At 70.5% G+C, this 25010-nt stretch carries 23 protein-coding genes; 10 read left to right on the top strand and 13 right to left on the bottom strand.

The window, feature by feature from the left end:
- Nucleotides 1-20 precede the first annotated feature (20 nt).
- Nucleotides 21-1115 carry an NAD(P)-dependent alcohol dehydrogenase gene (locus tag ON41_RS38115; protein ID WP_040754264.1) on the top strand — a complete coding sequence of 365 codons (1095 nt, stop codon included), beginning with the start codon at nucleotides 21-23 and terminating at the stop codon, nucleotides 1113-1115.
- A gap of 9 nt (nucleotides 1116-1124) precedes the next feature.
- Here ON41_RS38115 and ON41_RS38120 read toward each other — a convergent pair whose 3' ends face one another.
- The 4 genes from ON41_RS38120 to ON41_RS38135 are packed head-to-tail and all read right to left on the bottom strand — an operon-like array spanning nucleotide 1125 to nucleotide 5796.
- Nucleotides 1125-2057, bottom strand: a complete 933-nt coding sequence (locus tag ON41_RS38120; protein ID WP_051163491.1) for an ABC transporter permease — start codon at nucleotides 2055-2057, stop codon at nucleotides 1125-1127.
- On the bottom strand, nucleotides 2054-3217 hold the full coding sequence (locus tag ON41_RS38125; RefSeq protein WP_040754265.1) for an ABC transporter permease: 1164 nt from the start codon (nucleotides 3215-3217) through the stop codon (nucleotides 2054-2056). Before ON41_RS38125 ends, ON41_RS38120 begins: the two co-directional genes overlap by 4 nt.
- Nucleotides 3214-4731, bottom strand: a complete 1518-nt coding sequence (locus tag ON41_RS38130) for an ABC transporter ATP-binding protein (protein WP_040754266.1) — start codon at nucleotides 4729-4731, stop codon at nucleotides 3214-3216. Before ON41_RS38130 ends, ON41_RS38125 begins: the two co-directional genes overlap by 4 nt.
- A gap of 9 nt (nucleotides 4732-4740) precedes the next feature.
- Nucleotides 4741-5796 (bottom strand): BMP family ABC transporter substrate-binding protein, encoded by a 1056-nt coding sequence (locus ON41_RS38135; RefSeq protein WP_063710031.1) that lies wholly within the window; start codon nucleotides 5794-5796, stop codon nucleotides 4741-4743.
- Between the two features lie 201 nt (nucleotides 5797-5997).
- Between ON41_RS38135 and ON41_RS38140 the strand changes: the two genes are divergently transcribed.
- Nucleotides 5998-7029, top strand: coding sequence for an aldo/keto reductase (locus ON41_RS38140; RefSeq protein WP_040754477.1), 1032 nt, complete (start codon nucleotides 5998-6000; stop codon nucleotides 7027-7029).
- 14 nt (nucleotides 7030-7043) lie between these two features.
- On the opposite strand, the gene ON41_RS38145 is transcribed toward ON41_RS38140, so the two are convergent.
- Nucleotides 7044-8384, bottom strand: coding sequence for an LLM class flavin-dependent oxidoreductase (locus tag ON41_RS38145; protein ID WP_040754267.1), 1341 nt, complete (start codon nucleotides 8382-8384; stop codon nucleotides 7044-7046).
- A gap of 226 nt (nucleotides 8385-8610) precedes the next feature.
- Here ON41_RS38145 and ON41_RS38150 point away from each other — a divergent pair, with 226 nt between their 5' ends.
- From ON41_RS38150 to ON41_RS38160, 3 genes are all read left to right on the top strand, one after another.
- Nucleotides 8611-10215 carry an FAD-dependent oxidoreductase gene (locus tag ON41_RS38150; protein WP_040754478.1) on the top strand — a complete coding sequence of 535 codons (1605 nt, stop codon included), beginning with the start codon at nucleotides 8611-8613 and terminating at the stop codon, nucleotides 10213-10215.
- Nucleotides 10212-10556 (top strand): 4Fe-4S dicluster domain-containing protein, encoded by a 345-nt coding sequence (locus ON41_RS38155; RefSeq protein ID WP_040754480.1) that lies wholly within the window; start codon nucleotides 10212-10214, stop codon nucleotides 10554-10556. The genes ON41_RS38150 and ON41_RS38155 overlap by 4 nt, the downstream gene beginning before the upstream one ends.
- A 109-nt stretch (nucleotides 10557-10665) precedes the next feature.
- On the top strand, nucleotides 10666-12075 hold the full coding sequence (locus ON41_RS38160) for a PLP-dependent cysteine synthase family protein (RefSeq protein WP_040754268.1): 1410 nt from the start codon (nucleotides 10666-10668) through the stop codon (nucleotides 12073-12075).
- A gap of 10 nt (nucleotides 12076-12085) precedes the next feature.
- On the opposite strand, the gene ON41_RS38165 is transcribed toward ON41_RS38160, so the two are convergent.
- From ON41_RS38165 to ON41_RS38190, 6 genes are all read right to left on the bottom strand, one after another.
- The gene (locus tag ON41_RS38165) at nucleotides 12086-12580 is read right to left on the bottom strand and encodes a MarR family winged helix-turn-helix transcriptional regulator (protein WP_051163497.1); all 495 of its coding nucleotides are present in this window, start codon (nucleotides 12578-12580) and stop codon (nucleotides 12086-12088) included.
- A complete protein-coding gene (locus tag ON41_RS38170; protein ID WP_040754269.1) occupies nucleotides 12577-13668 on the bottom strand; it encodes an LLM class flavin-dependent oxidoreductase in 1092 nt (363 codons plus the stop codon). The genes ON41_RS38165 and ON41_RS38170 overlap by 4 nt, the downstream gene beginning before the upstream one ends.
- 69 nt (nucleotides 13669-13737) lie before the next feature.
- Nucleotides 13738-15039 carry a CHAT domain-containing protein gene (locus ON41_RS38175; protein ID WP_051163499.1) on the bottom strand — a complete coding sequence of 434 codons (1302 nt, stop codon included), beginning with the start codon at nucleotides 15037-15039 and terminating at the stop codon, nucleotides 13738-13740.
- The gene (locus ON41_RS38180) at nucleotides 15036-16556 is read right to left on the bottom strand and encodes a tetratricopeptide repeat protein (protein WP_040754270.1); all 1521 of its coding nucleotides are present in this window, start codon (nucleotides 16554-16556) and stop codon (nucleotides 15036-15038) included. Before ON41_RS38180 ends, ON41_RS38175 begins: the two co-directional genes overlap by 4 nt.
- Nucleotides 16556-17578, bottom strand: a complete 1023-nt coding sequence (locus ON41_RS38185; RefSeq protein WP_051163505.1) for a hypothetical protein — start codon at nucleotides 17576-17578, stop codon at nucleotides 16556-16558. Before ON41_RS38185 ends, ON41_RS38180 begins: the two co-directional genes overlap by 1 nt.
- On the bottom strand, nucleotides 17578-18954 hold the full coding sequence (locus ON41_RS38190) for a hypothetical protein (RefSeq protein ID WP_040754272.1): 1377 nt from the start codon (nucleotides 18952-18954) through the stop codon (nucleotides 17578-17580). The genes ON41_RS38185 and ON41_RS38190 overlap by 1 nt, the downstream gene beginning before the upstream one ends.
- Before the next feature lie 152 nt (nucleotides 18955-19106).
- Here ON41_RS38190 and ON41_RS38195 point away from each other — a divergent pair, with 152 nt between their 5' ends.
- The 3 genes from ON41_RS38195 (at nucleotide 19107) to ON41_RS38205 (ending at nucleotide 21782) form a co-directional block, all read left to right on the top strand.
- Nucleotides 19107-19637, top strand: coding sequence for a lipoprotein LpqH (locus ON41_RS38195; protein WP_040754273.1), 531 nt, complete (start codon nucleotides 19107-19109; stop codon nucleotides 19635-19637).
- An 18-nt stretch (nucleotides 19638-19655) separates the two neighbouring features.
- Nucleotides 19656-20456: a hypothetical protein gene (locus ON41_RS38200; RefSeq protein WP_040754274.1), complete on the top strand. Its 801-nt coding sequence runs from the start codon at nucleotides 19656-19658 to the stop codon at nucleotides 20454-20456.
- 87 nt (nucleotides 20457-20543) lie between these two features.
- On the top strand, nucleotides 20544-21782 hold the full coding sequence (locus ON41_RS38205) for a cytochrome P450 family protein (RefSeq protein ID WP_373281384.1): 1239 nt from the start codon (nucleotides 20544-20546) through the stop codon (nucleotides 21780-21782).
- Between the two features lie 11 nt (nucleotides 21783-21793).
- On the opposite strand, the gene ON41_RS38210 is transcribed toward ON41_RS38205, so the two are convergent.
- Nucleotides 21794-22261 (bottom strand): MarR family winged helix-turn-helix transcriptional regulator, encoded by a 468-nt coding sequence (locus tag ON41_RS38210; RefSeq protein ID WP_051163507.1) that lies wholly within the window; start codon nucleotides 22259-22261, stop codon nucleotides 21794-21796.
- A 90-nt stretch (nucleotides 22262-22351) separates the two neighbouring features.
- Here ON41_RS38210 and ON41_RS38215 point away from each other — a divergent pair, with 90 nt between their 5' ends.
- Nucleotides 22352-23182, top strand: coding sequence for a p-hydroxycinnamoyl CoA hydratase/lyase (locus tag ON41_RS38215; protein WP_040754276.1), 831 nt, complete (start codon nucleotides 22352-22354; stop codon nucleotides 23180-23182).
- 28 nt (nucleotides 23183-23210) lie between these two features.
- Nucleotides 23211-24704, top strand: coding sequence for an acyl-CoA synthetase (locus ON41_RS38220; RefSeq protein ID WP_040754277.1), 1494 nt, complete (start codon nucleotides 23211-23213; stop codon nucleotides 24702-24704).
- Nucleotides 24705-24785: 81 nt separating this feature from the next.
- On the opposite strand, the gene ON41_RS38225 is transcribed toward ON41_RS38220, so the two are convergent.
- Nucleotides 24786-24959 carry a CsbD family protein gene (locus ON41_RS38225; RefSeq protein WP_040754278.1) on the bottom strand — a complete coding sequence of 58 codons (174 nt, stop codon included), beginning with the start codon at nucleotides 24957-24959 and terminating at the stop codon, nucleotides 24786-24788.
- Nucleotides 24960-25010: the final 51 nt, after the last annotated feature.

Consider the following 25010-nt stretch of genomic DNA (forward strand, 5'->3'; position numbering starts at 1 on the left):
GCCGCCGAAGGAGTTGTCGCATGGAAATCACCGCCGCGGTGGCGCGAGGTCCGGATGTGCCGTTCACGCTCGAGCGTCTGACGCTGGCGGCGCCGGGTGCGGGTGAGGTGGTCGTGCGGATGGCGGCCTCGGGGATCTGCCATTCGGATCTGACCGCGAAGCGGAACTTTCCGGCGGGGGTGCCGATCGTGCTCGGACACGAGGGCGCCGGTGTCGTCGAGGAAGTCGGGCCGGAGGTCGAGGGCGTCCGCGTCGGCGATCACGTGCTGGTGACCTATGCCAGCTGCGGCGGCTGCACCCGGTGCCGCACCGGCACGCCCGGTTACTGCGATCAGTGGGCGACGCTCAACGCGGGCCGATTCGGTGCGGAGTCGCCGTTGGCGCAGGACGGGCAGCCGGTGGTGGGCGCGTTCTTCGGCCAATCCAGTTTCGCCACGCATATCGTCACCACGCCGCGCAATCTGATCGTCGTCGGCGACGATGTCGACCTCGCCATGACCGCGGCGTTCGGCTGCGGCATCCAGACCGGCGCCGGCGCCGTGGCAAATGTGCTTCGGCCCGAACCGGATTCGTCGGTGGTGATCTTCGGGGTCGGCGGGGTCGGCATGGCGGCGGTGATGGCCGCGCGGGCACTGGGGGTGGGCCGGCTGATCGCCGTCGATCTGTCCGCGGCGCGCCTGGAGGTCGCCGGGGAACTGGGCGCGGACGTGCTGGTCGACGGGGCCGCCGACGAGGTGGCCGCGCAGGTCGTGTCGGCGACCGGCGGCGGGGCGACACATGCCCTGGATACCACCGGGATCGCCGGTGTCGTCGCGAGCGCAGTCGACGCGCTGGCCCCGCTCGGCGTGCTGGCACTGGTCGCGCTGGGCGAGGCCACCCTGCCGATCGAGGTCGCCAAATTGATCGGGCAGGGCAAGACGCTGCGCGGTTCGATCGAGGGCGACGGCGACCCGCAACGGTTCGTCCCCCGCCTCGTCGACTGGTACCGCCGCGGCGAGTTCCCGATGGAGAAGATCGTGATGACCTACCCGTTCGGCGCCATCAACGACGCGGTCGCCGCCGCGCACAGCGGAGCCGTCGTCAAGCCCGTCCTCACCTTCCCGTTCGTCGAATGACCGGCAGCGCTACGGGCGGACTCCGCCTCGGATCGTGGTCGTGGCGCGAGTGGCGCGAATGCCGACCACGACGATGGTGACGAGGGTGGCCAGATAGGGAGCCGCGTCGCCGAATTGCATGGGCAGGCCGACGGTTTGCAGGCGGAAGCCCAGCGCCTGGGTGTAGGCGTAGACGAGCAGCGTGCCCAGCATCGGGCGCAGCCGCCCGCCGGTCAGCAGCAGTATCAGGACGATGATCCAGCCCCGCCCCGCCGACATGTTCTCCGTGAACAGGGCCACCGATCCGAGCGACAGTTCCGCGCCCGCCAGCCCGCCGAGCGCGCCCGAGGCCAGCAGCGCGGCGAACCGGAAGCGGTCCGGCCGGACGCCCAGCGACTGCGCGGCCTCGGCGTGAATGCCGATGCCGCGCAACCGCATTCCGGCGACCGTGTGGTAGAGGAAGATCGCTGTCGCCGGGACCGCCAAGAGCGCGAGCAGCCCCAGCGGGCTCACGGCGGCCAGCGCCGGCCCGATCCAGGGCACGGTGTGCTCGGCGGCGGCGAACCAGTGCGGCAGCCGGGCCAGATCCGGCCGATGATAGGTGCCCCGCACATGGAACAGCGCTTGCAGGGCGAACGGCGTGATCCCGGCGGCCAGGACATTGACAGCGGTGCCGAGTATCAGCGGATTGCCCTGGCGCGCAATGCTTCCGACGGCGAGCAGGAAGGCGGTCGCGGTCGCGGCGACGAGGGCCGTGACCACGCCGACGGTCGCGCTGCCGGACCACGCGCTGCCCGCGACGGCGGCGAAACAGCCGATCAGCAGCAGCCCTTCGAGCGCGACGTTGAACACCCCGGCGCGATGGCAGATCAGGCCGCCCAGGCCGAGCAGCAGCAACGGTATCCCGCTGCGCAGGGTGGCGGCGAGGATGTCGGCGGACAGGAACAGATCGAGCGGGTTCATCGGCGCGCTCCCCAGCGTCGGGCCAGGAAGCGCGGCGTCGGTTTGATGGTGACGAGGAAGACCACCAGCGCCTGCACGACCGTCGACACGTAGGCCGACAGCCCGAATTCGCGTTCGATCTCCTGGCCGCCGACACCCAGTGCGGTGAAGAGGAATCCGATCAGCAGCACCGGTCCCGGGCGGCTGCGGGCCAGCAGCGCGACCAGCAGGGCGGTGATCGGGTAGCCGCTGCCGTCGAGGGCGCCGTCGATGAGCCGGTAGTGCGAGCCGAGGACGACCAGCGCGCCCATGAGTCCGGCGATGGCCCCGCCCGTGGCCATGTTGAGCACGACGGCGCGGGAGGTGCGGACGCCGACGGCCTCGGCGAGGTGCGGATTGAGCCCGAGCAGCTTGGTCTCGTAGCCGATCGGGAGCCGGGTGTTGACGAAGACGCATCCGGCGAAGACCGCGGCGACCACGAGCAGCGACCAGTTCACCCCCGCACCGAGCAGGGTGAGCAGATGGTTGCGGCCGAACCGGTCGTCGAGGATCCGTCCGGCGGGGGAATCGGCCGCGGCGATCGCGGGTATCCGGCGGTCGCGTGGAATCAGCCGGGAGGCGTCTCGTGAGGTCGCCGGGTCCCGCAACACCGCTTTGATCAGATACGAGGTGATCGAGACGACCGGGTAGTTCAGCAACAGCGAGGTCGCGAAAACCGGTGCGGCCAAGCGCGTATACAGCACCGCCGAGGCGCTCGACAGCAGCGCGCCCGCCAGCGCGGCCGCCGCGAGCGCGGCGATCACGGCGAGGAGACCGGGACCGGGCGCCGCCGGCGCGACGACCGCGCCCGCCAGCCCGCCGCCGACGAACTGCCCGGCGCCGCCGAGATTGAACTGTCCCGCCCGGAACGAGAACGACAGCGCCAAGGCCAGCCCGATCACCGGAATCGCCTGCTGCACGGTCGTCACCAGGCCCGCACCGGCGAACGCGCCGCGCAGCATGGTCCGGTAGACCAGCAGTGGGTCGTGGCCGACAGCGGCGAACAGCACCGTCGTCGCCACCGCGGTGAGCGCGACGGCGGCAACGAGATCGGCCACCCGCAGCCGGTCGATGCGGCCGATCCGAAGACGATCCGAGAACCTGCGTGTTTCGGCCGGCGTCGCCGGTCGTGGTTCGCTCATGCGGCGCTCGGCGCCGGTGTGCGCGGGGCGCCGGACATGAGGGCTCCGATCCGTTCGGCATCGGCGTCCGCGCCGGCGAATTCGCCGACCGAGCGCCCGTTCGCCAGGACCAGGATCCGGTCGGCGAGGGTGAGCAGTTCGGTCAGCTCGGTGGAGATCAGCAGGATCGCTCCGCCCTCGGCGCGGTACTCGTCGAGACGCTCGTAGATGAATTCGATCGCGCCCAGATCGACCCCGCGGGTCGGCTGTTCGGCGAGCAGGAACGGTGCTCGGTGCGCGAGTTCGCGTGCGACGACGAGCTTTTGGGTGTTTCCGCCGGACAGTGTCCGCACCGGGGCGGAGATATCCGGCACCCGGATGCCGAAGCGATCGATCAGCCGTCGCGCGTGGTCGCGCATGGCCCGCGGCCGGAGGATGCCGCGCACGGCGAGCGGGCGGGCGCGATGGAATCCGGCGGCGAGGGTGGTGACCGCGTCCGCGTCGGCGGCGACGCCGCGGCGATTGCGGTCCTCCGGGATGTGGGCGAGCCCGCGGGCGCGGCGCTCGGTATGCCCGGCCGCCGTGACATCCGTGCCGGCCAGAGTGATCGTGCCGGTGGCGGCGTGGCGCCCGGCGACCACGGCGGCCAGGGTTTCCTGCCCGTTGCCCGCGATCGCGGCGATGCCGACGATCTCCCCGGCGCGGACGGTCAGCGAGATGTCGCGCAGCGGGCTGTGCCGGTCCCCGGTGCTCACCCGGTCGAGGGTCAGTACCGGGGCGCCCGCGGGCCGGGTGGCCCGGCGGGGCCGCAGGTCGACGTGCCGTCCGGTCAGATGCCGGGCGAGATCGGTGGTCGTGGTGTCCGCGACGGCGGACGCGAAGACGCGCCGCCCGTCGCGCAGGACGACGACCCGGTCGGCGAGCGCGGTCACCTCCTCCAGTTTGTGCGTGATGAGGATGACCGCGTGGCCGTCGTCGGCGAACGCGCGCAGGACGCGGAACAGGTCGCGGGCCTCGCCCGGGGTCAGGACGCCGGTCGGTTCGTCGAGGATGAGCAGTTCGGCGCCGCGATACAGCGCCTTGAGGATCTCGACGCGTTGCAGCACTCCGACCGGCAGATCGGCCACCGTGGCCTCGACCGGCACGTCGAGGCCGTACGCCGCGGCGAGTTCGGTCACCCGCCGGACCGCCGCACGCCGGTCGAGCAGGCCCCAGCGGCGCGGTTCGGCACCGTACACGATGTTCTCGACGGCCGACAGTTGATCGAACAGCTGGAAGTGCTGGAACACCATGCCGAGTCCGTGCGCGATGGCGGCGGCGGGCGAGGCGAATTCGACCGGGCGCCCATCGATCAGGATGCGCCCGGAATCGGGGCCGAGCATGCCGTAGAGGATCGACATCAGTGTGGATTTACCCGCCCCGTTCTCACCGACCAAGGCGAGGATCTCGTTCCGGCGCACGGTCAGCGAGATGGCGTCGTTGGCGATCACGCCGCCGAAACGCTTGGTGATCGCGTCCAGTTCGAGCGTCCGCACCGGCCGGCCCTACTTGTCGGAGTGCGGGATGGTGACGTGCCCGCCGATGATCTGCTCGCGCGCCTCCCGCACGCGCTGCACCACCTCGGGGTGCCGGAGGACGGCGCAGTCGCCGGCGGCCGCGTCGTCGGTCAGGCTGGTCACCGTCGAACCGTCCTGGGCGAGGCCGAATTCGGTGGCCGTCCCGCCCGGCTCGTGCCCTCGCACCCTGGTCAGCAGGTCGAGGATCACCTTGTCGATGCGTTTGACGGCATTGTCGACGATGACCCCGGGTGCTTGCGGGCACTGGTCGACGTCGACGCCGTAGGCGAGCACGTCGCGGTTCTGCGCGGCGGCCTCGAACACACCGCCGTTGCCGCCGCCGGTCACCGCGTAGACCTGGTCGGCCCCGGCGTGCACGGCGGTGAGCGCCAGCTCTTTCGATCGGGCCGGATCGCCCACCGCGTTCTCGCCGCCGACGAACAGTTGCGCATCGGTCACCTGCGGGTTCACGCTGCGCGCACCGAGTGCGAACGCGTCCGACCACCGATGGAAGAAGGGGGAGTCCTTGGCGGCCACGGTGGCGATGCGGCCGGACTTCGTGAGCAGGCCCGCCTCCACGCCGAGCAGATAGGACGCTTCGTACTCCTTGAACGTGCCGCACCGCAGGTTCCGCGGCGGCCGGGGCGGGCAGGAGTCCACGAGGACGAACTGCTGGTCCGGATTGCGTTCGGCCGCTTCGGCCGCCAGGTCGTTGAATTCGTACGTGATCAGCACGATCGCCTCGGGCCGGCGGGCGATCGCGGCCTCCAGATTCGCCCGCCGGGACTGCTCGTCGGTGCTCTCGTAGGTGCGGGCGGTCGCGCCGAGCGCCGCGGCCGCCTGTTCGGTTCCGGTCTTACCGAGTTCCAGGAACTGGTTCTGCCCGATCGGCGCGTTCGTGACGTAGATGATCTCCGCGGCGTCACTCCCGGCGGAAACACCTCCGCCGCAAGCGGTTACGGCGGTCGAGGCGAGCGTCGCGACGATCGCGGCGAGGGTCCGGACCGCGCGCCCGGTGCGGGGGAGAGTGCCGACTGCGGCCATGGATACCTCGCTGGTCGTCCCGTCCGGCCGGTGGGCGCCCACGCCCGGCCCGTGCCGAATTGCTGGCAAAATTAAGCTCGGACAACGCTTTCGGCGGAAGACATTCGCTCACGCTGGTCACAACGGTGGGCCGGGCGGGCGGTCGCCCGCACAATGCCCGGGACCGGATTGCCAACCGACGCGAAGGAGATGACGGCGCCGATGTCCCAGGGACCGATCGAGAGTACGTACGCCGCGGCCGGGGACCGCTACGAGCGGGTGCCGTACCGCCGCAGTGGTCGTTCCGGTCTGGATCTTCCGGCCTTCTCGTTCGGGTTGTGGCAGAAGTTCGGGACCGACTACCCGTTCGCGACGCAGCGGGAGATCATCCTGCACGCCTTCGATCTGGGCATCACGCATTTCGACAACGCCGACCGCTACGGGCCGCCACACCGCGCCGCCCAGCGGAATTTCGGGGCGGTGCTCGGCGGGGACCTCGCCCCCTACCGTGACGAGTTGATCCTGTCCACGAAGGCGGGCAACCCGATCGGTGCGAGTCCCTACCTGCGGGGCGGTTCCCGCAAATCGCTGCTCACCTCGCTCGAGCACAGCCTGCGCGATCTCGGCACCGACTACGTCGACATCTTCTACCACCACAGCCCGGACCTGGACACGCCGCTGGAGGAGTCGGTCGGCGCCCTGGTCAGCGCGGTGCGGCAGGGCAAGGCGCTGTATGTCGGCATCTCCAACTATCTGCCCGATCGCGCGCACGCCGCGGCCGAGCTGCTCCGCCGGGAGGGCGTGCCGCTGCTCGTCCACCAGACTCGCTACTCGATCTACGATCGGAGCCCGGAACGCAACGGGCTGTTCGATCTCGCGCAGCGGGACGGTTTCGGCGCGATCGTGTATTCGCCTCTCGCGCAGGGCCTGCTGACCGACAAGTACCTGGAGTCGGTGCCGGCGGGCGCCCGCGCGGAGAACAGCGCCTTCCTGTCACCGGACGTGATCGACGAGACCTACCGCCGGCGCACCACCGAACTCGGCAAGATCGCCGCCTCCCGGGGCCAGTCGCTGGCCCAGCTGGCGCTGCAATGGGCACTCCGGCGGCCGGCGGTCACCTCGGCCCTGATCGGCGCGAGTTCCACCGCCCAGCTCGACCACAACATCGCCGCCCTGGACTTCCCGCCGCTCACCGACGAGGAACTCGCCCTCGTCGACGAGCACGGGATACACGGCACCGGCCTCGGGCTCTGAAGGTGTCGTCCGGCTCAGGCTCCGAGCGGGGCTGCGGCCGGGCCGAACCGGCTCTCCACCGGGCCGAGTCCGTAGTGCCCGCGCAGGGTGGTGGCGGTGTACTCGGTGCGGAACAGGTTGCGCTCCTGCAGGATCGGCACCACGCGGTCGACGAAATCGGTGAGACCACCCGGCAGGTAGGGCGGCATGATGTTGAATCCGTCGGCGGCGCCGGATTCGAACCAGATCTGAAGTTCGTCGGCGATCTGCTCGGGCGTGCCCGCGAACGTCCGGTGCCCGCGCCCGCCGCCGAGTTTGCCGATGAGCTGGCGCACGGTGAGACGCTCGCGTTCGGCGAGCTCCTTCACCAGGGTGAACCGGCTCTTACCGCCCTCGATGGCGCTCTCCGGCGGCAGCGGCGGCAACGGCGCGTCGAGCGCGTACTCGGTGAGATCGACACCCAGTTGCGACGACAGCTGGCGCAGCGCGTAATCCGGGGAGATGAGGTCGGTGAACTCCTGCTCGAGCGCGACCGCCGCCGCGGTGGTGTCGGCGATGAAGGGCACGAGCCCGGGGAGCACCAGCAGGTCGTCCGCCGAGCGCCCGTACTTCGGCAGCCGCGATTTCAGATCGTGAGCGAACCGCCGCCCCTCCTCGAGCGTGCGCTGCGCGGTGAACACCGCCTCGGCGTAGCGGGCGGCGAATTCCTTTCCGCTCTCCGACGATCCGGCCTGCACCAGCAGCGGCCGGCCCTGCGGGCTGCGCGGCGAATTCAGCGGGCCGCGCACCCGGAACCGTTCCCCGGCATGGTCGATGGTGTGCACCTTGTCCGGGTCGGCGAAGACTCCGGTCGCGGGATCGAGCACGATCGCCGACGGCTCCCAGCTGTCCCACAGCCGCAGCGTGACGTCGACGAATTCCTGTGCCCGTTCGTAGCGGCGGGCGTGGTCGGGAATGGCGTCGTAGCCGAAGTTGAAGGCCTCCTCCTCGTTACCGGAGGTGACGATGTTCCAGCCCGCGCGGCCGCCGCTGATGTGATCCAGCGAGGTGAACTTGCGCGCCAGATTGAACGGTTCGTTGTAGCTGGTGGACGCGGTGGCGATCAGCCCGACATGCGTTGTGGCCGTGGCGATGGCGCTGAGCAGCGTGATCGGTTCGAACACCGCCAGGGCGTTTCGCTGGATCCGCGGCCCGATCGCCAATCCGTCGGCGAAGAACACCGAATCGAGCTTGCCGCGCTCGGCGATTCGCCCCAGCTCCTGGAAATGCCGGACGTCGAGCACCCGGTGCTGTTCGGTGCGCGGATGCCGCCACGCCGCCTCGTGGTGTCCCACACCCATGAGGAACGCGTTGAGATGAAATGTCTTACGAGACATCGGGGATTCCTTCCGGACGATCGTCGTCGATCGGAATGGTGCTGTCGTCTCGGCCGGTGCGGCAACAGTCTTTTCACAGCGTGGAAATAGCCGGAATTCGGTGCACCGTCAAGAAATCGTTCGATGATCGTGTAGGTAATCTTGCCGATCGCAATCGGTGGAAATCCGGATCGTTCTCCGTACCGTGACCGCAGTATCTTCGCGGCGAGGAATCGGGACGGTCACCATGACGACGACGAACGACACGTGGCAGACGGCGACCGATGTGCTGGTGATCGGTGGCGGCCCGGCCGCCTGCTGGGCGGCGATCCACGCCCGGGCGGCGGGCGCCGAGGTGATCCTGGTCGACAAGGGCTACTGCGGGACCAGCGGCGCGACGGCGCCGGCGGGCACCGGAGTCTGGTACGTCGCCCCCGATCCGGCCGCCCGCGCACGGGCGAAGGCGGGCCGGGAGGCGTTGGGCGGGTATCTGGCCGACCACGACTGGATGGACCGGGTCCTCGAGCAGACCTACGTGAATATGCATCGCCTGGCGACCGAGGGACGATATCCGTTCCCGGTCGACCCCGATACCGGGCAGCAGATCCGCACCGGTGTGCAGGGACCGGAGTACATGCGCCGCATGCGTGCGTGGGTGCGCCGGTCGGGCGTGCGGATCCTCGATCACTCGCCCGCGCTGGAGTTGCTGGTCGACGCCGAGGGCGTGGTCCGCGGCGCGGCCGGTTATCAGCGCCGGGACGATCGCGACTACCGGATCGCCGCGGGTGCGGTCGTACTCGCCAGCGGCGGCTGCGCCTTCCTGTCGCGGGCGCTGGGCACCAATGTCGACACCGGCGACGGCGCCCTGATGGCCGCCGAGGTGGGCGCGAACTTCTCGGGCATGGAATTCTCCAACGCGTACGCGATCGTGCCGAAGGGCGCCACCGTGACCAAGACCGCCTACTACGGGTACGCCACCTTCTTCCACGAGGACGGCCGGGTGCTGGAGGGCGCGGGGTCGACGAAGGGACGCTCGGTCATCGCGCGAACCCTGCTGTCGGAGAAGGTGTTCGCCCAGCTGGACCGCGCCGATGCCGCCGTGCGGGCGCAGATGCGGCTGGGGCAGCCGAACTTCTTCCTCCCGTTCGACCGCCGCGGCATCGACCCGTTCACCGACCGGTTCGAGGTCGACCTGCTGGCCGAGGGCACCGTGCGCGGGACCGGCGGCATCGACGTCGTGGACGACGACTGCGCCACCACGGTTCCCGGCCTCTACGCCGCGGGCGACGCGGCGACCCGGGAGCGCATCTGCGGCGGGTTCACCGGTGGGGGCAGCCACAATTCGGCGTGGGCCATGTCGTCGGGGACCTGGGCGGGTGGCGGCGCCGCCCGGTTCGCCCTGCGGTCCGGCCGTCCCGCGCCCCTCGGCCTGCGCGGCGCGGGGCGCGCCGGACTGCGCCCGGCCGCCGCGGCATCGGTACCCGCCGCCGACGTGCTGGCGGCCGCGCGGAGTGAACTGATTCCGTTCGAGAAGAACTATCTGCGTCACGGCGACCGGATCCGGCCGGCGCTCGCCGCGCTGGATACGGTGTGGCGCGAGGCGACCGCGGGTCTGCGCGGTGTGACCGGTGACGAACGGGTGCGCGCGCGGCAGGCGGCGGCGATCACCGCGGTCGGGCGTCTCATGTACCGATCCGCGTTGCGGCGCACCGAAACTCGCGGGATGAACAAGCGGGCCGACTATCCCGGCCTGGACCCGGCGCAGCATCACCACATCCTGTCCGGCGGTCTCGACGACGTGTGGACGGCGACCGCTCCCGTGACGGGCAGCGGCCTGGCGGTGGCGTCGTGATCGAGATCCTGCGCGCCGCCGACTGCATCGCCTGCGACAAGTGCGTCGACGTGTGCCCCACCGACGTCTTCGACCGCGCCCCCGGCGGCATCCCGGTCATCGCACGGCAATCCGATTGCCAGACCTGCTTCATGTGCGAGGCCTACTGTCCCGTGGACGCGCTGTACGTCGCCCCGGACGCGACCCCGCTACCGGACCCGGCCGCCGTTCCGGAGGAACACATCGGCCGCTATCGCGAGAAACTCGGCTGGGGCCGCGGCCGCACACCGGGCAGCCTGACCGCCCTCGGCCCGCCGCTGCCGCACGGCTCGCCCCCGCCCCGTCTGACCGAAGGACGGTAATCGGATCGGTGTGACCGCAACCCTGTTGCCGCACAGCAGGTCCTGCGAACCTGGCAGAAACGGGCGCCGGGATCCTGGCACTGCGGGAAGAAGGCGGAAGGACTGTCGCATGACCGTCGGGCTGTCGGGGGCCGGAGTCTTCGATTCGGTCGCCGAGGCGATCGGCAACACGCCGCTGGTGCGGTTGAACCGGGTGACCGACGGGACCGCCGCGGCCGTCTACGTGAAGCTGGAGTACGTCAATCCGCTGGGGAGCGTGAAGGATCGGGCGGCGCGCACGATGATCGAAGCCGCCGAGGCGGCCGGTGAGCTGGGTCCCGGCGGCACCGTGGTCGAAGCCACCTCCGGCAACACCGGCATCGCGCTGGCGGCGCTGGCGGTCGCGCGCGGCTATCGCACCGTCGTGGTGGTGCCGGACAAGTCGAGCGCGGAGAAGGTCGCCCTGCTGCGCGCCTACGGCGTCGAGGTACACGTGACGCCCGGCGGACGGCCCGCGGAACACCCGGAGTACCCGCGGAACGTGGCCGCGCGGCTGGCCGGGGAGATCCCGGGCGCGTGGTTCGCCGGTCAATACGACAACCCCGCGAATCCGGACGCGCACCGGCGGACGACGGGCCCGGAGGTGTGGGCGCAGACCGGCGGCCGGGTCACGCATTTCGTGGCGGGTATCGGCACCGGCGGAACCATCACGGGCGCCGGCGAATTCCTGAAGCGGGCGTCCGGCGGAGCGGTGCGGATCGTCGGCGCCGACCCGGAGAATTCGGTGTACGGCGGCGGCGACGGGCGGGCCTGGTACGTCGAATCCGTGGGGCACTATCTGCATCCGGAGACCGGTGAGGATCGCTGGCCGCTGTCCTACGACCCCGCGGTGGTGGATCGGATCGAACGGATTCCCGATGTGGAGGCCCTGGTGCTGCTGCGCAGGCTGGCGCGGGAGGAGGGACTGCTGCTCGGCGGGTCGTCGGGCACCGCGATCGCCGCGGCGCTGCGGGTGGCGCGCTCGCTGGGCCCGCGCGATGTCGTGGTCGTCCTCGCGCCGGACTCCGGCCGGTCGTACCTGTCGAAATACTTCGACGACGAGTGGCTGGGGCGCCTGGGCTTCCCGTTGTCCCGCGCCGCCGACGGTCCGACCGTCGGGGAGCTGGTCATCGTGCCGGTCGGCGGCGGGGCGCGGGCGGTGCCGTCCCGCGCGACCGTCGGTCAGGCCCGGCTGCTGCTGGGTGTGTCGCCCGCATTGCCGGTCCGGTTGCAGCGCAACGGGTCCGGTGCGCCCCCGGTCGCCGAGATCCTCGGTTCGGTCACGGCCGCTACGCTCGCGGGCGCCCCCGCCACCGACCCCGTGACCGCCCACCTGGGCCCGCCCCTTCCGGTCGTGGGTACCACGCAGCCCCTCGACGCGGCGGCCGAGCGAATCTCCGGCCACGCGGGCCCGGTACTGGTGGCGCACGAGGGATGCGCGGTCGCGCTGATCGATGCCACCGATGTCGCCGCGGCCCGGAAAGCCGTTGCGGCGCGGTAGCGGCCCGATATCAGGTCCCGGCCTCGAGGCGGCGGAGATTGTCGCGGATCTTGGTCGACAGCGCGATCAGGGTGTCGACCTCCTCGGGAGCGAGGGCATCGAGCAGGGCTTCCCGGATGTGCCGGGCGCGGTGCGTCTGTGCTCGCCGGAAGCAGGCCAGGCCCTCCGCGGTGAGGACGACGACGGTCCCGCGACCGTCCTCGGGGGACGGATTCTGTTCCAGGAGACCGCGTCCGGCCATGCGCCCGGCGTGCTGATGAAGGCGGCTCTTGCTGAAACTGATGCGTCCGGCGAGTTCGAAGGCGCGCAGCGAATGGCCCGGTGTGTTGCCGAGGGCGTCGAGCACCTGCCAGTCGGCCTCCGAGAGGCCGGTGTCGTCGCGCAGGCGGCGGCCGAGCCACTGCCACAGTTCGCCTTCCATCGGGAAGAACGACGTCCACAGCGCCCACTCCCGCGGCGAGGCGAGTGGCGCCCGATCGTCCGGGCCGTCCGGTCGCCTGGTCATGCGGTGATCGGCAGACCGCGGTCGCCGGGCCGCGGGTCCCAGAGCGTGGTGGGAACCTCGGCGCGCAGGACCGGCGCGACCTCGCCGAAGAACCGCTCCAGGTAGCCCTTGGTCGTGGCGAGATCGGTGGTGTAGGTGGAGAAGAACCCCTCGACCCCGATCCCGAAAACCTGATTGCCGAACCGCGCCTGCGTGCGCAGCAGCTTCTCGATGATCTGGTCGGCGGTGCCGACGAGCGCCGAACCGTTCTCGACGAAATCCTCGAGCGAGTCGAACGGGAACCTGCTCCGGTCGGGAAAGTGTTCGCGCACAGACGCTTCGAAGAGGGGGCGCGCAACGGCCAGGGCATCCTGCGACCGGTCGGTGATGATCGGGGAGTGGACGCCGACGGCGACGAGCGCCGCGTCCGCGTCGTGCCCGTGGTGCGCCAGGCGTTCGCGGTAGTGCCGGACCAGATCGACGTAGGCGTCGGTGCGGTCCAGCCCGTTCGCCGAATAGAGCGGATCGCCCCAGCGGGCGGCAAGTTCCGTGGAGCGGCGGCTGGTGGCCGAGCCGTGCCACACTCTGGGCGCCGGCTGCTGGAGGGGGCGCGGCTCGATGGTCGCGCCGGACAGCGGCGGCCGGAACCGCCCCTGCCAGCTGACCCCGTCTTCGCGCCACAGCCGCCGCACCAGCTCGTAGGATTCCTCCAGGCGATCCCACAGTTCGGATTCCGGCACCTGGAAGACGGTGGGCGCGACGCGGTCACCGCCTTTGCCGATGATCAGATCGAGGCGCCCGTCGCTGAGATTGTCCAGCGTCGCGTAGTCCTCCGCCGCGCGCACGGGATCGGTCAGCGACAATACCGCGACCGTGGTCACCAGCCGGATCCGGCGGGTCCGCGCGGCGATGTGAGCCAGGATGACCGCCGGCGAGGACGACAGCAGGGCCGGGTTGTGCCGCTCGCCGACACCGAACGCGTCGTAGCCGACGCCCTCGGCCCAGAGCGCCAGATCCACGAGTTCCCGGAACCGTTCGCGCCTGCTCAGGGCCTCGCGAGCCAGTCCGGTGCTGTGCTTGGGAACCAAGGTGCTCGCAAGGAATTTCATCGCTGTCTCACTCGCCCGCGCAGGATCTGGTAAACATATTTACTACGTTAGAAGCCGCCGGACCGCCCGTCAATGCCGTGTGCGCTCGGTGTCCGTCCGAGTGGTGGCGTCGACGGTCGCGAAAGCCGCCCAGAGCAGGGGCGAGTCGGCGACAGCGCCGGTCTCGCGCCAGGCCGACAGCCGCTCGCGCTGCCAGTTCGCCAGGGCGGCAACCGGATCCGGCTGTTCGTGTGCGGCGTCGACCGCGCAGATGACGTCTTGCAGCGGGGTCGCTTCGGTGGCCCCGGCGAGCCGTTGGAAGGCCAGGTCGGTGGGGAGTGGCCAGCGGGTCACGGTGACGAGTTCGGCGCCGCCGTTGATCGTCGCGGCGATCAGGCCCAGGGCTTCGGTGCAGCGCAGATCGCCGCCGCTCTCGCAGGCGATGAGCGCGACGCGGCTCGGCATCGGCCAGAGCCGCGGGCCCGCAACGGGTTCGGCGTCCAGTGTGTGCGTGCCGAGCAGCAGGTCCTTCGCCGAGAGTGGGCGGTGGGTGCGCACCGGCCGGGCGAAGCCGGTGCTGTCGGCGGTGCACGCCAAGTGCAGTTCGGCGCTCTCGCTGCGGCCGGATTCCGGTGGTTCGGCGGTGACGTGCCCGACGTAGACGAGGCGAGCGGCCCCCTCCCGCAGCGTCGCGCCGAGCCACGCGCGATCGAGGTCGGTGCGGCGGAAGGCGTCCAGGGGGTCGTCGACGCCCGGCCGAAGCCGCTGTCCCGCGGCGTAGGTGGCGACACGTTCGGCCAGCGGCGCGTCGGCGCTCATCCGGCCGAGTACCGAGCCGAGCGCCGAATCGGCCCGGAATCCCGGCACCCGGGGGTCGAGTACCGCCACCACCGGCAGGTCGCGGTCGGTGGCCCAGGTGCGGGCTGCGCGGCCGGGCGCGTGCACGACGCTCGCGGGGGCGAGCAGGCTGACGTCGGCGATATCGATCAGCCGCAGGCTCGGATCCGGGGCGATGATCTCCCAGGGCACCTGCGCGACCCGCGGCGACGGTTGCAGCCGGATGTGCGGGCGGATACCGCGCACGAGGAGTTCGTGCAGCTGGACGGCGAGCCCGTGCGGCAGGAGCGCGCGGCTGAGCGCCTGTGCCACTGCGTATTCCGCGTCACGGTCGGCGAACGGGCCGGTGGTGAGGGCGCGTTCCAGGCCGCCGGGAGTCGCGGGGTCGGGGAGCGCGGCGGTCAGGCGGCGCACGGCCTCGTCGACGTCCGCGCCGGGCAGCATGCTCACCCCGCGGTGGGGGGTGCCGCCCGTCCAGTGCCAGGACATGTACAGGTCGCCCGCGTCGGCCATCCGTACGATCACCGTCGGTTGCCCGGCCGTCGTCTCGCTCATGTCGGCACCACCCGATCCTCGCGCACCGCGCGGCCGTAACGCTGTTCGGCGGCGGTGATGTAGGCGTTCAACGCGATATGACCGTCCGGCGGCACCGAAAGTCGCGGTGGCGGGGCGACCGGCAGCCCGGCGGCCGCCGCCACCTGCGCCAGCGCCGAACCCAGGTGCAGGGGACCCGTTCCGTCCGCGGCATCGGCGGGCGTCGGCACGGGATCGAACGGCAGGGTCGCGGGCGCTGCGGGCGCGATGGCGTCGCGGTCGAGAGTGGTTCCCGCGCAGCGGGTCTCGATCAGGTCCGCGAGCAGCTGCCCGTCTCCGCACCGGGTGGCGAAGTGGAAGGCCAGCCGGAGCGCGGGCGCGGCCATCTCGCGGTTCCACTGCTCGCGCTGGGCGCCGTTCGGGAAGCTGTAGCGCACCGCGTCGATGGCGATGGCGGAGGTGACGGCCAGATCGCGGGCCAGTGCGAGCACCTCCGGCGGCGGCGGGGTGACCGTATCGTTGATCACGACCTCCCACAGCGCCGCGTGCCAGAAATCGACCCGCGCGCACTGCAAGCCGAGGCCGCGCGCGGCGTAGATGTCGTAGGCGGCCGCGAGGTGCGCCTGGCCGTCCTCGATTTCGACCCGCGCGAAATACACGGTGGCCAAACGTATCCGGACGCCCGCCGCCTCCAGGACGGCGCCGGATCCCTCGAAATATTCGAGCGCCCGCCGATAGGTGCGCTCGACGTGGTCGAGGTCGCCGTGCCGTTCGGCGAGAAACCCCATCAGCTGCAACCCGAGACCGGCCCGGTAGCCGAGCCCGGCCTGCTCGAAATGTTCCTGCCCGGCCCGCAGATGTGGTTCGGCCTCGTCGTATCGGCCGAGGCGGGCGTACATCATCGCGAGCGTCTGCCGTGCTTCGGCGGTCCCGTTCACATCGCCCGCCGCCTCGAACGCGGCCGCGGCCTGATGCGCGAAATCGAGGCCGAGTTCGCCGCGGCCCGACTCGAAGTGGGCGGCCGCGAGATTGCTCAACGGGTGCCCCCGCAGCTGTGGCGCGAATCGGTCTGTGACGCTCAGTGATTCGGTGGCCAGCTCGATCGCCCGGGCCCACCGGCCGCGATGCACCGTGACGGCGGTGAGCGAAACCAGGCAGGAGACGTGCAGCGTCGCGAATTCGTGGTGTCCCGCCACCAGTTCGCGCGCCCGTTCCAGGGCGTCCTGCGCGGCGTCGAGTTCGCCGGTGTGCTGCAATGCCTGCGAGTAGTTGATCAGGGTGGATGCCCGCTTCTCCACGGCGTCGTCCGGGATCTCGGTGAGCGCCGCGCGGAATCCGGCGAGCGCGCCGGCGTGGTCGCCGAGTTCGTCGCGCATACTCGCCGCATTGATCAGGGCGCTCACCCGCACGCCGCCGCTGGTGGTGGCGACGGCGTGCTCGAAGAGGCGCAGCGCCTCGGTGGCCTCGCCGCGGCCGTAGGCGGCGGCGCCCTCGTGGAGCAGGTCGAGTCCGGGTGGCGGGGTGTCCTCGGTGGTCATCAGAAGTCGTCGTCCGCTGCGGCGGCGGCGATCTCGGCCAGTAGCGGCGCTCCTGGGGAGTCCGTTCTGTCCCGGGCCGACCGGAGTCGGCTCGTGGCGAAATCTCTGATCCGCTGTCGCGCTTCGGGCCCGTCGCCCGCCGGACTGCCCGACCGTACCGGAGCGGGACCTACTCCGGGAACGTAGACGTCGACGCTCGCGATGCCGTCCGCGGCTATGACGGTGGTGCCGCTCCAGGCGTCACCGGCCAGGGTCAGCGTGAGATCCACCGTGGCGGAGCCGGTGACGACGCGGGCGTGCGGATGGAGATGCGCGGGGACGGCGCGGCCGATTCGCGGGGCGGCCACTGCGCGGACACCGAGGACAGTACGGCCGGAGTCCCTGGTGAGCTGCCAGGACACGGCATGTTCGGAGGCATCGAGTACGCCTGCCGGACAACGACGCCAATCCCACCCGGCCGTCCCTGTCGCGAGGAGTAATCCGGGTGCGCCCGCCGTCGCGGGTCCGGCGGCCAGGGCGTAATCCTGCTGGACCGTCGCCGCGCGTTGCGAAATGCCTTGGGGCGGTATCGCATCGGGACCGTCGACGATCATCTCGCAGGAGTCGGTGAGGGCGGCGATATCCTGATCGAGAAGGTGCGGGTCGAGGGCCGGTATGCCGTCGATGGCCGAGGCGGGCCACCACTGCGCCGCCCAGTGCGCGTAGCCCAGCCGCCACGCGTCGTCGGCCGATCCCGGAAGTGCCGGGGCCACCGGGATTTCACCGGAGACACCGCCGTCGACGGCCAGCGCGACTTGTTCGCCGTAGAGTGCCCAGAGCCAGTCCTGCGCCGGCGCCGGGTCGTGCAGTACCGCGACCGGAATCCGCTCCCCGTCGAGGAGGCTCCACGACAGCTGCCCCCCGACCACCTCGAGGACCGACGTGCCGAGCACCGCCGTCGACTCCCTGACGGCCCGCGCACCGGTAGGGGAGAGGGTGATCACGCCGTCCGTGTCCCTGTGCAGGAATACCGTCCCGGGCATCAGCTGGCCCTCGATTCCGGCGAAGTATCCCTATCGGCAACGGAATTCGCGCTCAACGCCTTCTTCACTCTGGTCCGATGATCGAGGATCACCGACCGGGCCACCCCGTCCAGCAGATCCCAGAGTTCCCGGGCCTCCAGCACCGGCGCCTCGCGGACGTCGCGGCCGTGCAGGCGAACCCACAGCCGTCGCAGGTACGGCCGCCAGGGGCGGCGCAGGTCGGCCACGATCACGGCGAGCGGGCCGGTGCGCTCGCCGGTGTCGTGTACGGCGAGCCGGCGGGCGTGCAGGACGTACGCCTCCCGCCGCCACCTGCCGTTGATCATCCGATGCGCCGTGGTCGTGCCCGCTGAAAGACGCTGCGGCACTGGGGCAGGCATCGTCCCGATACTCGCGACCACCGTGACCGGGGCCGCGGCGGCGGTCGATTCGGTGAGGGGCGCGAGGCCGAGCGCCAGTTCCACCCCCGCGGCCGCCGTGACGCGCAGCGACTCGTGGAGCAGCGCCCACGGCGCGCAACTACGGGCGATTTCGGCGGTGACGAGGTCCGGAATGGTCGGCAGATCCGCCCGCTCGGTCGATGCCTGCAACACCGTGAAGACCCGCTCGTAGATCGTGCGATCGAACGGGAGGCCCATGGTCGCGGTGGAGGCGGAGACGCCGAGCGCGGGCGCGGCGGGCAAGGGATGGACGGTGAGCCCGAGTTCTCGCGCCGAGGTCCCGGAGTCGTTGTGCCACAGATGAATACCCGACCCCGTACCCGCGTGTGCGGCGATCAGCGAGCGTAAGGCACGGGCGGCCACCTCACTCGTCGGCCGCGCGTCGGCGCACCCGTCGAGCAGCGTGGCCAAGGCGGCAGTGTGGTCTGCGTCGGGGCCGCTCGATGGCCGCCGCCGCCACGCCGTCTCGATCAGCGCCGCGAGGCCGGTGCTCGTGGCGTCGTCGGTGAGATGCGCCTGTAGGGCCTGCGTGGTCCGGCCCGCCGCGACGTGGTGGATCTCGCGCAGCGCCGCCGCGGCAACGTCGCCGTCGCGCGCCGGATCGGGGTGTCCCGACACCGTCGCGAGTTCGAAACACCGCTGGAAGTACAGATCCTGCGGATTGCCCTCGGTAATGCGCAGCGCGCGGCGAGCCTGCTTGAGGAGGGTGAACCACGCCGCGGTGGCCCGCAGGACGTCGGCCGCGGCATGCAGGCGGGCCGCGAGCAGGACCGCGCCGTCGGCGGTCACCATCGGGCCGGCGCAGGAGGGGTGCTGGACGGGCCGGATCACCAGCGGATCCAGGATCAGTTTGACGGTGCGGCGCAGGGGCCCGCCCTGGGCGCCGCTGAGGGCCGCCACGCCCTCGATTCCGCGCCACGCCTCGTCGAGCACCATGGCGCGCGGTCGTCGCATTCGGCCAGGTTAGCCGACTGTGACGGCCGGCGGAGAGCCGGAAACCTGGGATCGGTAGGCGGCCCGGCGTTCCTACGTTCTGTTCATCGGCCCGAACGCGGAGCCGGAAACGAGAGAGTGAAGGAACGACAACCATGAGCACCAAGCAGATTCGCGTCACCGCCGCCGTCCTCGCGGCCGGGCTCGCCCTGTTCACCGGCGCGTGCGGTGACGATTCGAGCGGTTCCACGCCGTCGCCGCAGACCTCCGCCGGTGCCCCGGGCCCTGCCGCCTCCGGCACATCCGTGGCGCTGGTCGACGGGAAGGCGTTGGACGGGAAGTTCGACACCACCTGCGCCAAGCAGGGCGGTGTGCTCGCCCTGGCGCTGACCGACCTCGACAACGCCGTCTACGGCCGGCTCAGCGTCAGCGCCACCCTCTCCGACGACAAGACCGTGCAGGCCGTCGGCATCGCGGGAAGTAAGGGCGGGTCGTCGGGCATGCCGTACGCCGTCGGCTACGGCAACGGCCAGCCCGGCGGCTCGGCCACCGTGGTCAAGGACGGCGACACGTACAAGGTCACCGGCGAGGGCGTGGCCGCGCCCGATATGTCGAACCCGACGGCCGCACCGGCCGCCGTGACGTTCGACCTCACCTTCGCCTGCACGACCGTCGTCAACGGCTGACCCGGGAAGGAGCCCAGCATGCGCACCACAGCACGGTTCGGAGCCGTCGCCTTCGCCGTCCTCGCGGTCGGCTTCTACCTCTGGCACGGCCTCACCTACACCGGCGGTCCGTACGAGCCGGGCGTCACCGCCTGGCTGAACGGCTTTCTCGCACTGCCGATCATCGCCCTCACCGGCGTCGCGATGACCTTCGCGTTCAGCGGCAACGGCGTGCTGTCGGCGCTCACCGGCCGCAACAGCGCCGAGTTCCGGGACGGGCTGCTCGGCATCGGGACCGTCACGTCCTTCCGGCAGACCGGGCTCACCGTCAACGATCAGCCGCAGCTGCGTATCGAATTCAGCGTCGAGGGCGCCGAGGGCGAGGTCTTCGACTCCGTCGCGAAGGCGATCATCCCGCTCACCGAACTCGGCCTGCTGCGGCCCGGTGTCGTGCTGCCGGTGCGCTACCTACCCGGACGCACCGACAAGGTGGAACTCGATCTGTCCGGTGACAGTGCGCAGGCCCAGCGGGCGATGAACGAGGCCATGATCCGCAAGGGCTTCACCACCGCGGCCAAGATCGATATCGCCGGGCGCGGCGTCGCGGCGCAGGCGGTGGTGCAGTCGCTGTCGGTCCCCGGGGAGATCCGCGACGGGTACGCGCGAATCGAACTCGGGCTCGCCGTCACCCGGCCCGACGGCAGCACCTTCACCACCCGCGCCGAGAAGTTCCTCCCGCCCTCGAGCGTCGCGAACGTTCAGGTCGGCCGGGTGGTGCAGGTGCACTATCTGCCGGACGACGAGCAGGAGGTGGTGATCGCCATCCCGCTCAACGCGTGAGGCCGGCCGAATCCCCCGGAGCCATTGCGATTCCGGGGGATTCACGGTGCGCGCTCCGGTCCGGGACCTAGGATTCGTCCGATGACGATGTCCAGCAAACGGTCGGCGCACGCTCCGCACGGCTCCCCGATCGATCTCGAAGGCCCGCGAATTCCGTTGTACGCGAAGGAGTTCGCCAAGGACCCGCACAGCGCCTATCGCGCGATGCGGGAACGGTACGGGTCCCTGGTTCCGGTGGAGCTGGTGCCGGGTGTGCCCGCTACGCTGGTGATCGGCTACTACACTGCGGTGCGGATCTTCAACGATCCGGAGCGGTTCCCGGCCGACCCGCGCATCTGGCAGCAGAGCATCCCCGCCGGGTGCCCGGTGCTCCCGCTCATGCAGTGGCGGCCGAACGCCCGGCGCAACGACGGCGCCGCGCACACCCGGTACCGGCAGGCCATCGCCGCCGGCCTCGCGGATGTGAACCCGTACAGCATGCACGACACCGTGGAGCGGGTCGCCGTCCAGCTGATCAACTCGTTCTGCCAGGACGGATCCGCGGATCTGATCCGGCAGTACGCCTTTCCGCTCACCTTCGCCGTGCTGAACACCCTGATGGGGTGCCCGACCGAGATCGCGCAGCGGGCCGCCGCCGGGATGGCGGCGATGTTCGAGGGCGTCGACGCGGAGCGCGGCGCCGCGGCGCTCATCGAATCGCTGATGGAGCTGATCGAGCTGAAGCGAGCCGAGCCCGGCGACGACGTGACGACGCGAATGATGCGGCACCCGGCCGATCTGAGCGAGTCCGAGATCGTGAACCAGGTGGCCACACTCTACGGGGCGGGCATCGAACCGCTGCAGAATCTGATCGTCAACGCGCTGAGCCTCATCCTCACCGACGAACAGTTCGGGGACAGCGTCGTGGGCGGCAGTCTCTCGACTCGTGACGCGCTCGACGAGGTCCTGTTCAACGATCCGCCGATGGCCAACTTCTGTTTCACCTTCCCGAAACAGCCGATGCTCGTCGACGATTTCTGGCTGCCCGCCCACCAGCCCGTCGTCATCAGCCTGGCGGGCTGCAACACCGATCCGGTGATCGGCACCGACCAGCACACCGGCAATCGCGCGCATCTGGCCTTCGGCGGCGGCCCGCATGTGTGCCCGGCCAGTTCGCTGGCCTACCTGATCGCCCAGGACGCCATCGATCAGTTGCTCGACGGTCTGCCCGAGCTACGCCTGGGCGTGCCGGCCGCCGAGCTGACCTGGCGCACAGGCGCGTTCCATCGCGCGCTGACCGCTCTGCCCGTCGTCTTCCCGCCCTCGCCGCCGCTGACTCCGGTGTAACCGGCGCCGCGTCACAGCGGCCTCGGTTCACTCCGGGCGGAACCGGGGTGCAGCGCGGATCGGGCGCTCGTCAGCGCGTCGCGGAAGGCGTCGATCTGGGGGCCGGTGAGGTCGGCGAGCATGCGGCGCTCGATCGCGGTGGCGGCGGCGTCGTAACGGTCGACCAGGTCGCGGCCGGCCGGGGTGAGGTGTATCAGGACCTCGCGGCGGTTGTGCGGGTTGGCGATTCGGTGGACGAGGCCGCGCTGCTGGAGCGGGCGCAGCATGTCCGCCATCGACTGCGGCGTCACGAACGAATCCCGTGCCAGCTGGGCCGCGGAGATGCCGTCGCGGCGGATCAGCACGGTCAGCGCCGTGTACTGCGGTGTCGTCACGCCCGAGCCGCGCAGCATGTCGTCCAGGTGCGCGCGGATCGTCAGCTCGAGTCGTTTGACCAGATACAACAGGGAGGGCGCCCCGGCGGAGCCCGGTGTACTCATCGCATCGGTCCGATCTACGGATTGACAGGAATCCGATGGTATCGGAGGATATTAATCATCAGGAAACCTGTTGGTTAGGCAGGAGTCGTTATGGGACAGGGCGATACCGTCGATGTCGAGTTCGACGAGGGGATCGCGTGGGTGAGCCTGAACCGCCCGGACAAGCGCAATGCCATGAATCCGGCGTTGAACGACGAGATGTGCCGGGTGCTGGATCGTCTCGACGGCGACGACCGGTGCCAGGTGCTGGTGTTGACCGGCGCCGGTGAATCGTTTTCCGCCGGAATGGATTTGAAGGAGTACTTCCGGGAGGTCGAGGCGACCGGCAGCCTCGCTCTGCAACGGCGGGTGCGTCGCGCGAGTGTGAGCTGGCAGTGGAAGCAGTTGGCGTTCTTCCCCAAACCGACCATTGCCATGGTCAATGGGTGGTGTTTCGGCGGCGCGTTCACCCCGCTGGTGGCGTGCGATCTGGCGATCGCCGACGAGCGGGCGCAGTTCGGGCTGTCGGAGGTGAACTGGGGGATTCCGCCGGGCAGCCTGGTGACGAAAGCGCTGGCGGCGACGGTCCCGCAGCGTGATGCGTTGTACTACATCATGACCGGTGAGCCGTTCGACGGTGCCAAGGCCGCGGAGATGCGGTTGGTGAACGAGGCTGTCCCGGCGGCGGATCTGCGTCGGCGTACGCGTGAGCTGGCGGTGCAACTGGCGTCGCTGAATCCCGTGGTGGTCCATGCCGCCAAGGTCGGGTACAAGTACGCCGCCGAACTGACCTGGGCGCAATCCGAGGACTATCTCTACGCGAAGCTCGATCAGGCTCGGCTGCTGGATCCGGAGAACGGGCGCGAGGAGGGCATCAGCCGGTTCATCGATGACAAGGCCTACCGGCCCGGACTCGGCGCGTTCGATCGCACCCGGCCCTGACGGCCCGCCGCGAGAGGAAGTCGAGATCGTGCGGAATCAGGGCCTCGGTTCGTGGCCCGCGCGCCGGGCGCGGAGGACACCGGAGGCGATCGCCGTGACCGGTGCGGGGAGGTCGGTCACCTACGCGGAATGGGATCGGCGGGTCGCTCACACGGCCGCGCGGCTGCGGGAACTCGGCGTGCATCGGGGTGATCGGGTGGCCTACCTGGGCCCGAATCACCCGGCGTATCTGGAGACGCTGTTCGCGTGCGGGGTGCTGGGGGCGATCTTCCTGCCGGTCAACACCCGCTCCACCGGTGCCGAGATCGGTTATCTCCTAGCGGATTCCGGGGCCCGGGTCCTGATTCATATCGGCACACACGACCACGTTCTCGGCGATCTCGATGCCGCCGGCGTCCGGATCGCTCGCCTCGTCGCCGAGGACACCGGATCCGCGCCGCCACGCGTCGACGAGCCCGTCGGCCTGGACGATCCGGCGGTGCTGATGTACACCTCGGGGACGACCGGGCGGCCCAAGGGTGTCGTGCTCACCCACGGCAATCTCACCTGGAACTGCGTCAACGTGCTCATCGAATCCGATGTCGCCACCGATGACGTGGCCTTGGTGGCGGCTCCGCTGTTCCATGCCGCCGCACTCGGCATGCTGTGCCTGCCCACCCTGCTGAAGGGCGGGCGGGTCGTGCTGCACGAGAAGTTCGATCCCGCAGCGGTTTTGGAGGCGATCGAGGCCGAGCGGGTGACGTGGATGTTCGGGGTGCCGACCATGTACGACGCGCTCGCGGCCCATCCCGGGTGGGCGGCGGCGGACCTGTCGAGTCTGCGCAGCCTGAATTGCGGTGGGGGATCGGTGCCGCACAAGACGATTCGCCGATACCTCGACCGCGGCCTGCGATTCGTGCAGGGGTACGGGATGACCGAGGCCGCGCCCGGAGTCCTGCTGCTGGATGGTGAGCATGCCGAGTCCAAGCTCGGTTCCGCCGGTGTGCCGTCGTTCTTCACCGATGTCCGGATCGTGGATGGCGACGGCCGGGAGGTGCCGCCGGAGACTCGCGGGGAGATTCTCGTGAGCGGGCCGAATGTGATGTCCGGGTACTGGGGGCGTCCCGACGACACCGCCGCGGTCCTGCGCGAGGGGTGGTTCCATTCCGGTGATATCGCCACCGTCGACGAGGACGGGTATGTGTCCATCGTGGACCGGATGAAGGACATGATCGTGTCCGGCGGGGAGAACATCTACCCCGCCGAGGTCGAACATGCCCTGCACGCGCACCCGGCCGTGGACCGGTGCGCGGTGATCGGTGTGCCCGACGAACGGTGGGGCGAGGTCGGCAAAGCCGTCGTCGTCGCGACCGGCACGCCGCCTTCCGCCGGGGAACTCCAGGAGTTCCTGCGCGGCAGAATCGCCGCCTACAAGATTCCGAAGCATTTCGTCTACGTCGCCGATCTGCCCCTTTCCGGCACGGGCAAGATCCTCAAACGCCGCCTGCGTGAGCTCCACGGAAACCATTGTGGTGAACAATGAGAGAATTGCCGGACGACCGTCGCCGCCGAGCGGATATTTTCTGTCCGGATATCCGATCGGCGGCGACGCCGGTCGTGTGCGCTACTTGTCGAACGCGTCCTTGATCTTCTCGCCCGCGTCTTTGAGGTTCGACTTCGCCTGATCGGCCTTCCCCTCGTTTTCCTTGTCCGGGTCGTCGGTCGCCTGACCGAACTTCTCCTTGGCCTGACCGGTGAGGTCGTCGAGCTTGTTCTTGGCTTTGTCCGTGGCGCCCATTGCGGTCTCCCTTCGGTAGGAGGCCGGTGGCAGTTGCCGCCGGTCCACCCC

This window comes from Nocardia transvalensis NBRC 15921 (assembly GCF_000308875.1).
GTDB classification, from domain to species: Bacteria; Actinomycetota; Actinomycetes; order Mycobacteriales; family Mycobacteriaceae; genus Nocardia; species Nocardia transvalensis.

Bases quoted from the DNA above. Each gene is read 5' to 3' on its own strand.
- ON41_RS38115 (WP_040754264.1), top strand. From the start codon at position 21: ATGGAAATCACCGCCGCGGTGGCGCGAGGTCCGGATGTGCCGTTCACG.
- ON41_RS38120 (WP_051163491.1), bottom strand. From the start codon at position 2,057: ATGAACCCGCTCGATCTGTTCCTGTCCGCCGACATCCTCGCCGCCACC.
- ON41_RS38125 (WP_040754265.1), bottom strand. From the start codon at position 3,217: ATGAGCGAACCACGACCGGCGACGCCGGCCGAAACACGCAGGTTCTCG.
- ON41_RS38135 (WP_063710031.1), bottom strand. From the start codon at position 5,796: ATGGCCGCAGTCGGCACTCTCCCCCGCACCGGGCGCGCGGTCCGGACC.
- ON41_RS38140 (WP_040754477.1), top strand. From the start codon at position 5,998: ATGTCCCAGGGACCGATCGAGAGTACGTACGCCGCGGCCGGGGACCGC.
- ON41_RS38145 (WP_040754267.1), bottom strand. From the start codon at position 8,384: ATGTCTCGTAAGACATTTCATCTCAACGCGTTCCTCATGGGTGTGGGA.
- ON41_RS38150 (WP_040754478.1), top strand. From the start codon at position 8,611: ATGACGACGACGAACGACACGTGGCAGACGGCGACCGATGTGCTGGTG.
- ON41_RS38160 (WP_040754268.1), top strand. From the start codon at position 10,666: ATGACCGTCGGGCTGTCGGGGGCCGGAGTCTTCGATTCGGTCGCCGAG.
- ON41_RS38165 (WP_051163497.1), bottom strand. From the start codon at position 12,580: ATGACCAGGCGACCGGACGGCCCGGACGATCGGGCGCCACTCGCCTCG.
- ON41_RS38170 (WP_040754269.1), bottom strand. From the start codon at position 13,668: ATGAAATTCCTTGCGAGCACCTTGGTTCCCAAGCACAGCACCGGACTG.
- ON41_RS38175 (WP_051163499.1), bottom strand. From the start codon at position 15,039: ATGAGCGAGACGACGGCCGGGCAACCGACGGTGATCGTACGGATGGCC.
- ON41_RS38180 (WP_040754270.1), bottom strand. From the start codon at position 16,556: ATGACCACCGAGGACACCCCGCCACCCGGACTCGACCTGCTCCACGAG.
- ON41_RS38185 (WP_051163505.1), bottom strand. From the start codon at position 17,578: ATGCCCGGGACGGTATTCCTGCACAGGGACACGGACGGCGTGATCACC.
- ON41_RS38190 (WP_040754272.1), bottom strand. From the start codon at position 18,954: ATGGTGCTCGACGAGGCGTGGCGCGGAATCGAGGGCGTGGCGGCCCTC.
- ON41_RS38195 (WP_040754273.1), top strand. From the start codon at position 19,107: ATGAGCACCAAGCAGATTCGCGTCACCGCCGCCGTCCTCGCGGCCGGG.
- ON41_RS38200 (WP_040754274.1), top strand. From the start codon at position 19,656: ATGCGCACCACAGCACGGTTCGGAGCCGTCGCCTTCGCCGTCCTCGCG.
- ON41_RS38205 (WP_373281384.1), top strand. From the start codon at position 20,544: ATGTCCAGCAAACGGTCGGCGCACGCTCCGCACGGCTCCCCGATCGAT.
- ON41_RS38210 (WP_051163507.1), bottom strand. From the start codon at position 22,261: ATGAGTACACCGGGCTCCGCCGGGGCGCCCTCCCTGTTGTATCTGGTC.
- ON41_RS38215 (WP_040754276.1), top strand. From the start codon at position 22,352: ATGGGACAGGGCGATACCGTCGATGTCGAGTTCGACGAGGGGATCGCG.
- ON41_RS38225 (WP_040754278.1), bottom strand. From the start codon at position 24,959: ATGGGCGCCACGGACAAAGCCAAGAACAAGCTCGACGACCTCACCGGT.